Source organism: Streptomyces sp. P1-3, assembly GCF_050613155.1.
In the GTDB taxonomy this organism is placed as follows: Bacteria; Actinomycetota; Actinomycetes; order Streptomycetales; family Streptomycetaceae; genus Streptomyces.
In genome coordinates this window covers 4,761,725-4,775,580 of sequence record NZ_CP192512.1, presented here as the reverse complement: position 1 = coordinate 4,775,580, position 13,856 = coordinate 4,761,725, and the positions used below count along the sequence as shown (strand labels likewise).

The window sequence follows — 13,856 nt, the reverse complement described above, 5'->3', positions numbered from 1 at the left end:
AGCTCACTCCGCCGTGTCGTCCCGGTTCGCCCGTCCCGTCCCGTACGCGAACATCGCGTCTGACCTGCGCCGAGTCCTCCGCGCGGCCGATGAGGGCCCGGACGGCGGCTCAGGCGAGGTCGCCGGGCGGGGGTTCCGGGGCGCCGGGCCGCCGTCCCCGGAGACGGCTGTTTTTGCACCTCGTGATGGCTGGAATGCTCATGACGGGAGCTGGCGCACCGCAGGGCACGGGGTGGCTGGTAAGCGCATCCCGGCGGGGCCCCGAGGGCTACTCTCGTCAGTGATGACCAGGCCCGTACCACCCCATTCGTCCGAACCGCGCCCGCGCCGCCGCGACCGGCACGGGCGCGGTATGCGCGGCCCCGTCGCGCCGCCGCAGGTGCCCCTGTCGGTGAGCCGGGCGGAGTCCTTCGTCGATCTCGTGCACGACTCGGTGGAGCGGCTGGAGCGGCGGTGGCCGCAGCTCGCCGCGGTGGAGTTCCGGGTCGTCGACGTGCCGACGATGGGCGGGGACGGGCTGGGCCCGGACGGCGGCGGACTGCTGTGGGACGGGGGCTCGGTTCCGCTGGGCCGCTTCGTCGCGGCTCACGGTGACACACCGGACCGGATCGTGGTCTACCGGCGGCCGGTCGAGATCCGCGCCAAGAACCGGGACGAGCGCGCGCTGCTCATCCACGAGGTGGTCGTGGAGCAGGTCGCCGAACTGCTGGGGCTCGCCCCGGAATCGGTGGACCCGCGGTACGGGCAGGAGTAGCCGGCGGTACGGAGCACGGCTGTCGCGCTACCGCGGCACCGCGACAGCGCTCATGGCTCACTTGTTGAGGAGCGACAGGTCCTGCTCCGCCTCCGGGACCTCCACCGTCCCGCCGTCGTCCGGCAGCGTCTGGACCGTGAACATCGGAACGCCGTCCTGCGGCAGCGCCAGCGTCCGCGCCGCGTGCACCGGCCCGCCCGAGATCCGTTCGACGGTCACCGCGTACGCGCCCTTGCCGCCGTTCGGGAGCGGCGGGCTGACGGCCTTCGTCGTTCCGCCCTTGACGGTGTACTCCTCGCTCGCGGCGCTGCCGCCGCCGGTCCCGGGCGAGGACGTGACCCGTACCTTCGCCGTCTCGCCGGGTGCGACCAGGGAGAGCGTGGTGCCCTTGGCGCGGTTGTCCGCGACGGTGCCGCGCTCCTCGATCGGGCCGGTGGCCGGGATGAACGCCGTCTCCTGCTTGCTCCCCTTGCCGCGCGTGACGCGCAGCGCGGCCACCACCGAGGCCCTCGGGCCGCCGCCCTCGGCGGTGAGGACCAGCGAGCCCGCCTCCCCCTTGGTGACGTCGCCCAGGTCCATCGCGGCCGTCATCTTGCTCTTGACGTGCAGCGTCGCGTTCCCGGCGGGGGTGATCGTGCCGGAGCCCCCGGCCAGCCGCACCTTGAGGTCGGCGTCGTCGTCCCCGGTGGCGAAGGCGACCAGGCGCACGGCCGTGGCGTCCTTCGGGATGCCGGGGAGGACGACGGTCGACGCCGCGTCGGCGGACGCGGGCAGCCAGTCGCCGCCGAGGTTGGTGTCGGACGCCTGCACCATCGCGCCGACCCGGCCGGAACGGACCGCGACATGCAGCGTCAGGTTGATCTCCGGGCGGCTGGAGAGGGTGGAGAGCAGCACCGGGACGGTGGAGTGCGGCGGCACCGGGATCGCCTCGCCGGCCTGCGCCTCGTCCACCCGGCCCTCCGGGCCGTACAGCTCCAGGTCCACCTCGGCGGCGGTGTCGTCCGGGTTCGTCAGGTGGACGTAGTCCTGCCGGTCGGCGGCGGTGCTGGTGGCCGGGAACCAGAACTCCGTGTCCGGGGCCGTGCAGGACGCGCCCAGCAGGCCTCGCCCCATCCCCGCGTCCACGACGGTGGTCTGCTGCACGGTCCAGCCGGGGGCCAGGCGGCCGTCGGCGGTGCCGGTGAGGGCGGGGGCGTCACCGCCGTCCGCCGTGGCGGTGACCGGGACGCCGGGCTCCTTCAGCGGGACGACCGGGTCACCGCCCGGTCCGCGCCGCCGCTCGCCGCCCTTCTCACTCCTCTCGCCCCTTTCGCCCTTTCCGCCGGCCAGGTCGTCCTGGGTCCCGTCGGCGGCGGGCAGCAGCTGGGCGGTGCTCTTGTCCGCCTTCTGCGCCGCGCCCTTCGGCTCGTCCGCGTCCTTCCGCTTCGGGGTGAACGCGGTGTACGTCGTCTCGCCGACGTCCGAGGACGTGGGCGCCGGGCACACCAGGCTGGAGCGCTCCACGGGCAGCCGCGCGGCCGTGGTCGCGGACGTGTCCGCCCGCTCCGACGGCTCGGTGAGGGTCGCGACGCCGGTGACCGCGGCGAGCGCCGCGACGGCGGCGATCAGGGACAGGGTGGTGCGGTTCATCGCTGCTGCTCGCTCCCGTCGCGGTGGTTCCCGGGCTCGTCCCCGCCGTCGAAGGGCGGGTCGCTGTCCGGGGCGTAGCCGCCGTAGCCGGTGGCCGGGTCGGTGTACGGGGCGTCCTGGTACGGCTGCCCCGCCGGGTAGCCGCCCTCGCCGTACCCGCCCCCCTCGGCGTATCCGCCGGTGGCGTACTGCCCGTACTGGCCTTCGGCGTACGGGGCTTGGGCGTAAGCGCCGTCGGCGTACGAGGCCGCACCGCTCTGGTCACTCGGGTACGAGGCGTAGTCGGCGGGCGGGTACGGCTGCGCCTGCCATTCCCCGTACGGCGCCGACTGCTGCGGGAAGCCCTCGTACCCCTCGTACGGCGCGGCCCCGGCCTGGTCCACCGGCACCGGCGGGTCCATGGGCACCGGTGGGTTCATGGGCGGCTTGGGTGGGAGCGGGGGCAGGGGCGGACTCGTCGCCGGGCCGCCGTCGCCCTCGGGCGCCGCACCACCGGACGCGGCGCCTGACGCATCGCCCGCCGAGGCACCCGGCCCGGCACTCGGAGCGGCGCCCGACGCGCCATCGGCCGTGCCGCCGCCCGGCATCGCCTCCCCCGCCTGGGCCGCCTCCGCGGTCTGCGCCGCCTCGGCCGCGGCGCGCAGCCGCCTGGCCCGGCGTCCTTCGCCCTCCGCCGCCTGCGCGGGGATCGCCGCGGCGAGCACGGGCGCGTCCGCTCCCGGCAGGTCGTCGTCGATTTCGCGGCGGCGGCCCGGCAGCGCCAGCACCAGCAGGACGAGCGCGAGCAGCCCCTGCGTCCAGACCCACGCGGTGTGGGTGAGCGGGGTCTCGTAGGTCAGGTCGAGGCGCCCGCCGGCCGCCGGGAGTTCGAACCCCTGGGCCCAGCCGTCGACCTTCGTCGCCTTCAGCGCCTTGCCGTCCAGCGTGGCCTGCCAGCCGGGCGCGGCCCGGTCGGCGATCCGCAGCACCCGGCCGTCGGGTCCTGACGGAATGTCGGTGTGCGCCTCGACGGGGCCGGAGCCCACCGGCACCGGGGCTGCCGCGGTGGCGGCGCCCGTACCGCCCTCGCCCGGGACGATGGAGATCCGCGAGACCTGCTGGTCGACGCGCCAGAGCGTGCCGTCCTGCTGGCTCAGCCGGGTCAGGCCGGGGGTCTGGTCCAGCACCCGGGCCACCTCGCGCGGGGCCCCGTCCCGTGCCAGGACGTAGCGGACGGCGTAGCCGCCGAGCTGGCTGGTCTGGTCGGCGCCCGAGCCCGCGATGAGGTTGGCCACGATGCCGTCCAGCCGGGGGTCGCTGCCCGCCTCGGCGGCGAGTTCGGCGTCGCCGAGGCGGGCGCCCGAGCCGCGTACGAGGACGTAGTCGGCGTGCGCCCGGTCGCCGTCCAGCACCAGGGTGCGGGCCTGGTCGCGGGTGGTGGCCTCCTCGGCGACGAACGCCGGGACCTGCACCGGGTCGCGGCGCTCCATCGGGCCGTCCGCCCCGGTCGCCATCCACCCGAGGGCGGCGAGCAGGGGGGCGACCGCCGCGGCGGCGGCGACCAGCAGTGCGGTGGGCTGCCGCCAGCCGAAGCTCCGCGCGGCGACCCGCTCGCGGGCGCCCTCGGCGCCGACCACGGCGGCGCTCAGCAGGGCCAGTCCGTAGACGAGGGTCGCGGGCCCGGCCCAGCCGGTGCGGTTGGTGAGGACCGCGAAGAGCAGTCCGGCCAGCGCCACCGCCCAGGCCGTACGGACCGCCGTCTGCCGCTCGCCGCGCAGCAGGGCGCCCAGGGCGGCGAGCACGAAGCCGAGGAGGAGCAGCGAACCGCCGCCGCCAGGGCCGCCGGGGCTCAGCGCCAGCAGGTCCAGGGCGGAGGCCGGACCGGCCGGTCCGCCGAGTCCGGCCTCGTCGAAGAAGCGGCCGGGGTGAGTGAGCAGGGACAGCGACCAGGGGGCGAGGATCAGCAGCGGGGTGCCGACGACGGCCAGGAAGCGCAGCCCGTAGGCGGTGAGGTGTGCGGTGCGGCTGCGGAAGAGGCTCAGGCCGAGGACGCCGAGGCCGAGGACCACCGCGAGCGGCCAGACCACGGGGGTGAAGGCCGTGGTGAAGGTCAGCAGCAGCGCGTAGGCCCAGGCCGCGCGCCAACTCGGAGTGCCCTTGGTGAGCGTCAGCCCGCTGGCCGCGACGGCGGCGCGCGCCATCAGCGGCAGCAGGATGGCCAGGACGGCGGTGCCCAGCCGGCCGTCGGCGAGCGCCCCGGTGGCGGCGGGCAGGAACGCGTACGCGACCGCGCCCCAGGCGCGCAGCAGCCGGGACTCCACCAGCGGGCGCGAGGCGAAGTACGCGGCGATGCCGGCCAGCGGTACGGAGCAGACGAGCAGCAGGGTGAGGGTGAAGCCCATGCTGCCCAGGAAGACCGTGGCCAGCCCGGCCAGCACGGCCAGATACGGCGGCGCCGTCTGGGTGCCGCCGGCGCCGACCGGGTGCCAGCCGTCGGTGTAGCGGGCCCACAGGTCGGTCACGTCGGCGGGCGCGGGCAGCAGGGCGCCGCCGGCCAGCGCGCCGCCGCCGATCAGCGCGCGGCAGGCGACGAACGAGACGAGCAGCAGGACGGCGAAGAGCACCGGTCCCGGCCTGCGCGCGATCGCCTTGAGCCGGGCGAACTGCTCGACCTCCAGGAAGTCCGCGTCGTCGCCGCCGGGGCCGGACTCGACGGCGCCGTGCCGCCCGGCGGCGGAGAGCTCGGGTTCGGAGCGGCCGCCGACGCTGCCGGCGACCTGCTCGACGGTGGCGCGTACGGTGGCGCCGGGCGGTGGGAAGAGCGGCCGCAGCTCGGCCGCCTCCACCTGCGGCTTTCCGCGCCGCCGCCGCGCGGCGAGGATCTTCTCGGGGCGCAGCAGGGTGCCGAAGAGCCCGGCGATCTCATCCAGTGCCTGCCCCGGCACCTTGCCGACGAGGTAGGCGAGGGTGCGCACCAGGGTGCTGAGGACGATCCGCAGCATGACGTACGGGAGCAGCGGGCCGCGGGTGTTGGCGAGCAGGGTGTAGACGGCGCCGGCCTTGTCGACGCGGTGCGGGTTCGCAACAGAGCGGCCCACGCAGTCGATGGGGCGGCGCTCGCGGACGGACGCCTCGGCGTGCCGCAGCACGGCGTCGGGCGCGATGAGCACATGGTGGCCCGCGGCCTGGGCGCGCCAGCACAGGTCGACGTCGTCGCGCATCAGGGGCAGGCGCTGGTCGAAGCCGCCGAGCTGGTCCCATACGTCGCGCCGGATGAGCATGCCGGCGCTGGAGACAGCGAGCACCTGGCGCACCTGGTCGTGCTGTCCCTGGTCCTGTTCGCGGCGCTCCAGGCCGGTCCAGCGGCGTCCGCTGCGGGCGATGCTGACCCCTGCTTCGAGGAGCTGCCGGCGGTCGTACCAGCCGCGCAGCTTGGGGCCGACGATCGCGGCGCGGGGACTGGTGTCGGCGACCCGCAGCAGTTCGGCGAGCGCGTCGGGGGCGGGCGCGCAGTCGTCGTGCAGCAGCCACAGCCACTGGACGGGTTCGCCGTGCGGGAGTTCCGGCATGTCGTACGTGTCGTCGCGCCAGGTGCGGGTGGCCGGGTCCCAGCTGCTGGGGCGCTTGAGGTACGGCAGCTGGTCGGGGCCGAGGACGGGCGCGGTGCGGACGGCCTCCTCCACGGCGGTGCCGAAGCCGCTGCGGCGGGCGAGGTGCAGCACGCGGTCGGGGCCGAGGGCGTCGGCGAGCAGCCGCGCGGAGTCGTCGGCACTGCCGGTGTCGGCGGCGACGGCGCTCTGTACGGGGCGGTCCTGGCCGACCAGGCCGGCCAGCGCGTCGGGCAGCCAGCGGGCTCCGTCATGGGCGACGAGCACGGCGGTCACGACGTGGCGCGGGAACTCCGGAGGCCCGGCTGCCTGGTCCGGGGCGGACGCGGCCCCGGGAGCGGGCGCGGCGGCCGGGTAGGAGGCTGCCGGTTGGCTGTGCACGGACATCGAGGTACGGGCCCTCCGCCGGGAGTACGGGGGCCCGCGGCGGAGCCGCTGTCGGCCGGAGCCCCCGGAGACTGTGCTGGACTGCGGTGGACGCGCGCCGTGCGGGGACGCCCGCGCGTCGTTGGGGTCCCCCACACTAACGGCTGCGTACACAGCGGTCCGCCTCCCTGCGCGCCGGGCACGGGAGGCGGATCGTACGGTATAGGGCGAGTTGTGATGAGCTGTGTGGATGTGTCGGACGGCGGCGCCGGTTCGGGGCCGGGCCGCCCCGGGCCTCGGTCCACCTCAGACGGCGGCCTTCTTCAGGCGGCGGCGCTCACGCTCCGACAGGCCGCCCCAGATGCCGAAGCGTTCGTCGTTGGCGAGGGCGTACTCAAGGCATTCGGAACGGACTTCGCAGGCGAGGCAGACTTTTTTGGCCTCACGCGTAGAACCGCCCTTTTCCGGGAAGAACGACTCGGGATCGGTCTGGGCGCAAAGTGCGCGCTCCTGCCAACCGAGCTCTTCATCCGCCTCTTCGACCAGCAGTTGCTGGAACAACTCGGTCATGTGCGCCCCTCGTCTGTTTTTACGTCCCCGCGCCGCCGCCGTAGGGGCACCTCCCGGCAGCGGCCGGGGAAGAGCCCCAGGTGAACGACACGAGTGAAATTACAAGTGCGCCGATCCGGGCCAGTCAAGCCGAGATCTGCTATTGAGCCCCTTATTCACTCTGCGGAACCAAGGGTATGCGGAAAGTGTTCAAATACGCATAAAGCAGACACTCTCCAGCGTCCGCCCCGCGAGGCGCCCCTTCCGAGGAAGGACGCCACGGGCAGCGATCCCGTTGCAGTCTGCGGACGGTTGTTGCGCCACCTCTCCGGCCACGCTGCTGCACAAACCTTTCTCCGGTCCCTGTAACCGGATGAGGTGAAACATTGGCCGCAAAACGGTCGCCAGGTTGACAGCGGCTCCCTATACCCGTTCTCCTAGGCGTCATGCCAGTGACCCACGCGCCTTCGCCGACCCGTACCCACGGGTTCCGCTGCGCTGTGCAGGCTCGCTGTCGCTGTTCCAGCTGTTGATGCCCCAGAGCTCCAGCTTCTCTGTGCTCCATCTCGCGTGACCCCTCTCCGCGTGCTCCGTGCCCGCGCCGCCCCAGCACTTCCTGCTTGTCTGCCGAGGAACTCCCGCACATGAACAGCGACGTCCAGATCGCCGGTGACCCGCTCGCCATCCCGCACCTGCTGCCGCCCGTACCCGCGCACCCGTCCACCGTCTCCGCCTTCGCGGGGCTCGCCCGCGCCATCGCCGCCGACCGCGCCGGCTGGGAGCACCTCGTCCGGTACGACGCCACCAGCCGCTGGTACCACCGGCTGCGCACGGGCCCCGGCTACGAGGTCTGGCTGCTGAGCTGGGTGCCGGGGCAGAGCACGGGGGCGCACGACCACGGCGCGTCCTCCGGCGTGCTGACCGTGCTCCAGGGCGAGCTCACCGAGCGCGCCGGGACCGCCGCCGGGCCCTCCCTGCCCGCCCAGCGGATCCTGGGCGCCGGCGCGCAGCGCGTCTTCGCCCCCGGCTATGCGCACGACATCGCCAACGACTCCCTCGAACCGGCCGTCAGCCTGCACATCTACTTCCCCGGGCTGACCGACATGCCGATGCATCACACCCAGGTGGCCGAGTCCGCCCCGACGCCCCTGGACACCGTCCACGGCTGACAGACTGTCGCCATGCGCATTGTGGTTCTGGCAGGCGGTATCGGCGGCGCCCGATTCCTGCGCGGTCTGATGTCGGCGGCTCCGGACGCCGACATCACCGTGATCGGGAACACCGGCGATGACATCCACCTCTTCGGGCTGAAGGTCTGCCCCGATCTCGACACCGTGATGTACACGCTCGGCGGCGGCATCCACGAGGAACAAGGCTGGGGCCGCGCCGACGAGTCCTTCGCGGTCAAGGAGGAACTGGCGGCCTACGGCGTCGGTCCCGACTGGTTCGGGCTCGGCGACCGGGACTTCGCCACCCACATCGTCCGTACGCAGATGATCGGCGCGGGCTATCCGCTCAGCGCCGTCACCGAGGCGCTGTGCGCGCGGTGGCAGCCGGGCGTGCGGTTGCTGCCCATGTCCGACGACCGCGTCGAGACGCACGTCCTCATCGACGACCCCGAAACCCCGGGAAGCCGCAAGGCCATCCACTTCCAGGAGTACTGGGTACGGCTGCGCGCCTCGGTCCCCGCCCACGCCGTGATCCCCGTCGGCGCCGAGCAGGCCAAGCCCGCACCGGGCGTGCTGGAGGCCATCGCCGGGGCCGACGTCATCCTCTTCCCGCCCTCCAACCCCGTCGTCAGCGTCGGCACGATCCTGGCCGTGCCGGGCGTCCGGGAGGCCATCGCCGACGCGGGCGTCCCCGTCGTCGGGCTCTCCCCCATCGTCGGCGACGCGCCCGTGCGCGGCATGGCCGACAAGGTCCTGGCCGCGGTCGGCGTCGAGTCCACGGCGGCCGCCGTCGCCCGGCACTACGGCTCCGGGCTGCTGGACGGCTGGCTGGTCGACACCGTGGACGCCGGTACGGTGGCGGACGTCGAGGCCGCGGGCATCCGCTGCCGGGCCGTACCGCTGATGATGACCGACCTCGAGGCGACCGCGCGGATGGCGGCCGAGGCGCTGGCGCTGGCCGAGGAGGTCCGGGCGTGACGCGGACTACGACCCGGGATCCCGCCCCGACGCCGGATCCCGCCCCGCGCCCGCCCGCGGTCCCCTCGTACCGTGTCTGGGCCCTGCCCGGGGTGCCCGAGGTGCGGGACGGCGACGACCTCGCCAAGCTCATCGCCGGCGCCGCCACCGCCGAGGGCCTCCCCGGCCTCGCCGACGGCGACGTGGTGATCGTCACCTCGAAGATCGTCAGCAAGGCCGAGGGCCGGATCCTCGAGGCGGAGGACCGCGAGGCCGCCATCGACGCCGAGACGGTGCGGGTGGTGGCCCGGCGCGGGACGCTGCGGATCGTGGAGTCCCGGCACGGCTTCGTCATGGCCGCCGCGGGCGTCGACGCGTCCAACACCGCCGCCGGGACCGTCCTGTTGCTCCCCGAGGACCCGGACGCCTCCGCGCGGCGGATCCGCGACGGCCTGCGCGAGGCCCTCGGCGTGGACGTCGGGGTCGTGGTCACCGACACCTTCGGGCGGCCGTGGCGCAAGGGCCTGACCGATGTCGCGATCGGCGCGGCGGGGGTGCGGGTCCTGGACGACCTGCGCGGCGGCACCGACGCCTACGGGAATCCGCTGCACGCCACCGTCGTCGCCACCGCCGACGAACTGGCCGCCGCCGGCGACCTGGTGAAGGGCAAGACCGCCGGGCTGCCGGTCGCGGTCGTGCGCGGGCTGCCGCAGGTCATGGAGGACGGGGCGGGCACCTGGGACGGCCAGGGCGCGCGGGCGCTGGCGCGCGGCGCGGCCGAGGACATCTTCCGGCTGGGCACCTCCGAGGCGGTACGGGAAGCGGTCACCCAGCGGCGCACGGTCCGGGAGTTCACGGACGAGCCGGTGGACGGGGCCGCCGTGCGGCGGGCCGTCGCGGCGGCGGTGACCGCGCCCGCACCCCACCACACGACGCCGTGGCGGTTCGTCCTGCTGGAGTCGGCGCAGGCGCGGACCCGGCTGCTCGACGCGATGCGGGACGCGTGGATCGCGGATCTGCGGGGCGACGGGTTCGGCGAGGAGAGCATCGCCAAGCGGGTGCGGCGCGGGGACGTGCTGCGGAACGCGCCGTATCTCGTGGTGCCGTGCCTGGTGATGGACGGCTCGCACACGTACCCGGACGCGCGGCGCAGCGCGGCGGAGCGCGAGATGTTCGTCGTGGCGGCGGGCGCCGGGGTGCAGAACCTGCTGGTCGCGCTGGCCGGTGAGGACCTGGGGTCAGCGTGGGTGTCCTCGACGATGTTCTGCCGCGACGTGGTCCGCGAGGTGCTGGAGCTGCCCGGGGACTGGGACCCGATGGGCGCGGTGGCGGTCGGCCACGCGGCGGCCCCGCCACGGCCGCGTCCGGCGCGGGCGGCTGACGCGTTCGTCGAGGTGCGGTAGCCGGATTCGTGCGGGGCTCGGGCTCGGCCCCGGGCCCGCGTGCGGCGATGCCCCCGGTGCGAACACCGGGGGCATCGCCGACCCGCCGCGTACCCCGCGAGGCGGATCCCGATCAGGGCGAAGTCACGAGCCCACTCGTCAAGAGATGGATCACCCGCCCGCGTCACTCCGGGATTCCGTGGCGCGCAGCTCGGCCAGACGGCGTTCGTAGAGGGGGCCCGACGCGTAGGCGGCGTGGGCGGGGGCCGGGGCAGCCTGTTCGATCATGTGCTGTGCCGCTGCTTTGAGAGCCACTGCCCAGACGAGCGCGTGTTGTCGTGCGCCATGTCCGCATTCCTGCGGCTCGCCGGGGAGGCACAGCGGAAGGTCGGGGCCGATCTTGTTTGCTGCGTGCCGGACGTAGCCGGCGATGAGGGCCCACTGTTCCTCGGACCGATGGTCCGCCTCAGCCCCCTCGTCTCCCATCCATGCGCCGAAGTCCTCGCCGTGGTCCACGGTGACCTTCCTTCCTCAGCGGCTCATGTGAGTTCGCCGATCGTAGTGGGATCCGACACACTGTCCGCTTCCTCTGGATCGCAGTGCCCCACGGAGGGAACACACGGGCCGCACGGACCACACATGGGGAGAAACTGCGGAGGCGTGCACGCCTGGGCTCCCTTGCCGTGTACGGCCGTGATGTCGGCGAGTACCTGGTGCATGCGGACACTGCCCCAGATCTGAGCCATGGACGTGGTCCGCGCGTTACCGATGGTGAGGAACCGGCCGAGCACGCACGGCCAGACGTCCCCGTTCGGGCCGATGGCGCACTTCTCGTGCGCGCAGTGCCCGCACAGGTCCCTGATCGTGGGCGCCGCTCCCTTGCTCGCCCTTCCGAAGGCGCGCGTCCGGTCGCCTCCGACCTGTCCTACCCCCAGGGTCGTGAGGTCGTTGGCTGCCTCGTGGACACGCTGTCCTCGGTGCACTGCGATGACACCGCCCCGGAGCGGGATGTTCAGGCTCAGTGCCTTCTCGATGTTCGCCCGGGTGCGTCGGTGGGAGCCCCGCAGGTTCGTGACCTTGTCGTGGTCCTGCGGGTCGTCGGAGTAGTACGACGTGGCCAGCTTGACGCCGCAGCGCGTGAACGTGTCCCACAGCAGGGGCCGAATGTAGGTGAGGTTGGAGAACACCTCAATGCCCAGCCCCGCCTCGTGCGCATGGGAGATGAGTTCCGACAGGTGCGGGAAGAGGGTCGGCTCTCCCCCGATGAACTGGACATCACGCGTGCCCAGGTCCGCCAGCTGGTCGATCGTTCGCTTCCAGTCGGGCACGGTCATGGTCCCGTGCGTCCCCTTGGGAGACGAGTCGGCGTAGCAGTGATGGCAGGACTCGTTGCAGAATCCGGTCACCTCCAGCCACGCGAACCGGAGTTCCCCGGGGTTGGCACGCGTGCGTAACCTGTGATTGCTCATGGTGATCCTCTCTCTTCTCTCTGGGAGCCATGGGTGGTTGGCCGGGTGGGGAAGAGGCCACTTCCTCACCCGGCGCACGAGGCCGCCGATCAACGGCGGGGCATGAACGCTGGGCCCTGCTGGATGGAGTACCGGCAGTCCGGGGCGAAGTCGGGGATGGGCTTGCCGTCCAGCGCGTAACAGAGCGCGGCGTGCAACTGCTCGGCCTCCGTGGTGGTCATCACCAGCTCCGCGAGGCCGACCACCTCCCCGTCCTGAGTGATCGACAACGGCAGCGCCACGTGGTCGTCCTTCTCGCGGCGGAGCGGATGGCCCGGGCGTCGGCAAATACGCCAGTCGGTCATGACGCCTGCCCCTCCTCGCCGCTCGAGGCGTCCGGCATGGCCAGCCGCATCCCTCGGCTCTCAGCGACACGCAGCGCGTCGGTCAGAGCCTCGGTCAGCCGGTTCGCTAGGAATCGCAGCTCGCCGGGGCCTGCCTTCCGGTCTTCAACCATGGCCCGCGCGTGCCGGACCATCTCGGTGCCCATGCGGAGCTGTACCGCCTCCATCTCGTCGGCGAGCCGCCACAGGTGGCTGTCACGTCCGCCGTCCGTGACGAGGTACGCGGGCTGCCCGGCCGGACCGGCCCACGGCAGCAGTCGGGGGTTCGTGCTCACCGGGCCTCCGCCTTCACGCCGTGGGTACAACGGGGGCTGACGGCGACGCCGTGCACGGCGAGGACGCGTGCGATGTACGCGTCGCGGACAGGCTGGGCCGTCGAGGCAGGCACGGGCGGAAGCGCAGCCGTAGGTGTGTCCTGCCAGCGGATGGTGGGCGAGAGGCGGGCCGTCCGGTGGCGGCTGGGCGCGAGCGGTAACCGCCACAGCAGCCACTCCGCGAATCGGGCGATAGAGTTCGCCATGTTGACGCTCCTTAGCAGCGTTGACCACGCCCCGGGGCCATGCAGCGGCCGCCGGGGTCTTTCAGGTACTTCAGCGCGGGCTACCGGTCGGCGAAGGCGCGGCAGGCTTCGAAGCGTCCTTCGAGCACCTTCTGGTTACGGTCACGTGCCGGTCGTAGATGAACGCCACTACGGGCAAACCGGGTTGAGGCATGATGGTCCCCCTGGTCACGTTCAGCACCGGTTTCGATGCACTGCGCACACTGGAATAGTCCAGCAGTCGACTAGTCCAGTCAAGTCCCGAGGAAGCAAAAACCCCCGCCAAAGGGCGGGGGTCTGTGGAGAGTTGACCGTAGATCAGACGTTCATCTGGTACTCCGTGGTGCGCGCCCAGTGCCCGGCCGGGTTGATTCCCACCTCGTAGGTCAGCGGCTTCCCCTCGGCGTCGTAGGCGATGTGACGGGTCTCGGAGACAGCCTGCGGGCCATCAAGCTGGAGCAGCCGCAGCTCCTCCTCCGTCGCCAGGCGGGCCGTCCACACGTCGCGCCCGGTGTGCGGCTTCCGGCCGGCCTCCATCTCCACGTAACGCGTGGTGCCCTGACGGATGCGCTCACGCTGGAGCAGGCGGGGCGCAGCCGCGGCCACCTCTGCGGTGAAGTACGAATACGACGTGGCGATGGGCCTCTCGCCCTCGTACGTGACACGGTGGCGCCGCACGACCTCTGCGCCTGGCTCCACGCCCAGAGCGGAGGCCACATCCTCGGAAGCGGGTACCCACTCGGCAGACAGGATGTCGGCGTGCTCACCGGCGGTGTAGATGAAACCGGTCTTCACGGAGGTGTCGTACCGCTCTCCAGCGGTACGCGCGAGCGGGATACGGACCTTCACCGTTGAGCCCGTTCCCTGCTTCGTTTCGATCAGATCCTCCCGGCGGAGGACATCGAGAGCCCTGACGACCGTAGCGCGGGCCACACTCCAACGATCCTGGAGCTCTCGTTCGGACTCCACGGTGTCGCCGGGCTTCAACTCGCCCCGGACGATGCGACCTCGGATGTCGGCCGCGATCTGCTCGTACTTCGGAAGTGCCATGCTCGATAGCTCCTCGACTACTG

13 protein-coding genes are annotated in these 13,856 nt (G+C 73.1%); 4 read left to right on the top strand and 9 right to left on the bottom strand.

Annotation, left to right across the window (positions count from 1 at the left end):
• The first annotated feature begins 283 nt into the window (after positions 1-283).
• Positions 284-754: a metallopeptidase family protein gene (locus ACQUSR_RS20745; protein WP_431044082.1), complete on the top strand. Its 471-nt coding sequence runs from the start codon at positions 284-286 to the stop codon at positions 752-754.
• A 57-nt stretch (positions 755-811) separates the two neighbouring features.
• Here the strand turns inward: ACQUSR_RS20745 and ACQUSR_RS20740 are convergent, their stop codons facing one another.
• The 3 genes from ACQUSR_RS20740 to ACQUSR_RS20730 all read right to left on the bottom strand — a co-directional run bounded on the left by ACQUSR_RS20740 (position 812) and on the right by ACQUSR_RS20730 (position 6,906).
• Positions 812-2,383, bottom strand: coding sequence for a DUF5719 family protein (locus tag ACQUSR_RS20740; RefSeq protein ID WP_431044081.1), 1,572 nt, complete (start codon positions 2,381-2,383; stop codon positions 812-814).
• Positions 2,380-6,357 carry a glycosyltransferase gene (locus ACQUSR_RS20735; RefSeq protein ID WP_431044080.1) on the bottom strand — a complete coding sequence of 1,326 codons (3,978 nt, stop codon included), beginning with the start codon at positions 6,355-6,357 and terminating at the stop codon, positions 2,380-2,382. Before ACQUSR_RS20735 ends, ACQUSR_RS20740 begins: the two co-directional genes overlap by 4 nt.
• 285 nt (positions 6,358-6,642) lie before the next feature.
• Positions 6,643-6,906 (bottom strand): WhiB family transcriptional regulator, encoded by a 264-nt coding sequence (locus ACQUSR_RS20730; RefSeq protein ID WP_004952403.1) that lies wholly within the window; start codon positions 6,904-6,906, stop codon positions 6,643-6,645.
• A 623-nt stretch (positions 6,907-7,529) separates the two neighbouring features.
• On the opposite strand from ACQUSR_RS20730, the gene ACQUSR_RS20725 reads away from it, so the two are divergent.
• The 3 genes from ACQUSR_RS20725 to ACQUSR_RS20715 are packed head-to-tail and all read left to right on the top strand — an operon-like array spanning position 7,530 to position 10,414.
• Positions 7,530-8,054, top strand: a complete 525-nt coding sequence (locus ACQUSR_RS20725) for a cysteine dioxygenase (RefSeq protein ID WP_431044079.1) — start codon at positions 7,530-7,532, stop codon at positions 8,052-8,054.
• 12 nt (positions 8,055-8,066) lie between these two features.
• Complete coding sequence (gene cofD, locus ACQUSR_RS20720) at positions 8,067-9,032, top strand: 2-phospho-L-lactate transferase (RefSeq protein ID WP_431044078.1); 966 nt, start codon at positions 8,067-8,069, stop codon at positions 9,030-9,032.
• Positions 9,029-10,414, top strand: a complete 1,386-nt coding sequence (locus tag ACQUSR_RS20715) for a coenzyme F420-0:L-glutamate ligase (RefSeq protein WP_431044077.1) — start codon at positions 9,029-9,031, stop codon at positions 10,412-10,414. Before cofD ends, ACQUSR_RS20715 begins: the two co-directional genes overlap by 4 nt.
• 150 nt (positions 10,415-10,564) lie before the next feature.
• Here ACQUSR_RS20715 and ACQUSR_RS20710 read toward each other — a convergent pair whose 3' ends face one another.
• From ACQUSR_RS20710 to ACQUSR_RS20685, 6 genes are all read right to left on the bottom strand, one after another.
• On the bottom strand, positions 10,565-10,909 hold the full coding sequence (locus ACQUSR_RS20710) for a hypothetical protein (RefSeq protein ID WP_431044076.1): 345 nt from the start codon (positions 10,907-10,909) through the stop codon (positions 10,565-10,567).
• 23 nt (positions 10,910-10,932) lie between these two features.
• Positions 10,933-11,862 carry a radical SAM protein gene (locus ACQUSR_RS20705; RefSeq protein ID WP_304462086.1) on the bottom strand — a complete coding sequence of 310 codons (930 nt, stop codon included), beginning with the start codon at positions 11,860-11,862 and terminating at the stop codon, positions 10,933-10,935.
• A gap of 89 nt (positions 11,863-11,951) precedes the next feature.
• Entirely contained in the window at positions 11,952-12,206 is a 255-nt protein-coding gene (locus ACQUSR_RS20700; protein ID WP_304462087.1) for a hypothetical protein, read from the bottom strand.
• A complete protein-coding gene (locus ACQUSR_RS20695) occupies positions 12,203-12,520 on the bottom strand; it encodes a hypothetical protein (RefSeq protein ID WP_304462088.1) in 318 nt (105 codons plus the stop codon). Before ACQUSR_RS20695 ends, ACQUSR_RS20700 begins: the two co-directional genes overlap by 4 nt.
• A complete protein-coding gene (locus ACQUSR_RS20690; RefSeq protein WP_431044075.1) occupies positions 12,517-12,765 on the bottom strand; it encodes a hypothetical protein in 249 nt (82 codons plus the stop codon). Before ACQUSR_RS20690 ends, ACQUSR_RS20695 begins: the two co-directional genes overlap by 4 nt.
• A 336-nt stretch (positions 12,766-13,101) precedes the next feature.
• On the bottom strand, positions 13,102-13,833 hold the full coding sequence (locus ACQUSR_RS20685; RefSeq protein ID WP_431044074.1) for a GntR family transcriptional regulator: 732 nt from the start codon (positions 13,831-13,833) through the stop codon (positions 13,102-13,104).
• Positions 13,834-13,856: the final 23 nt, after the last annotated feature.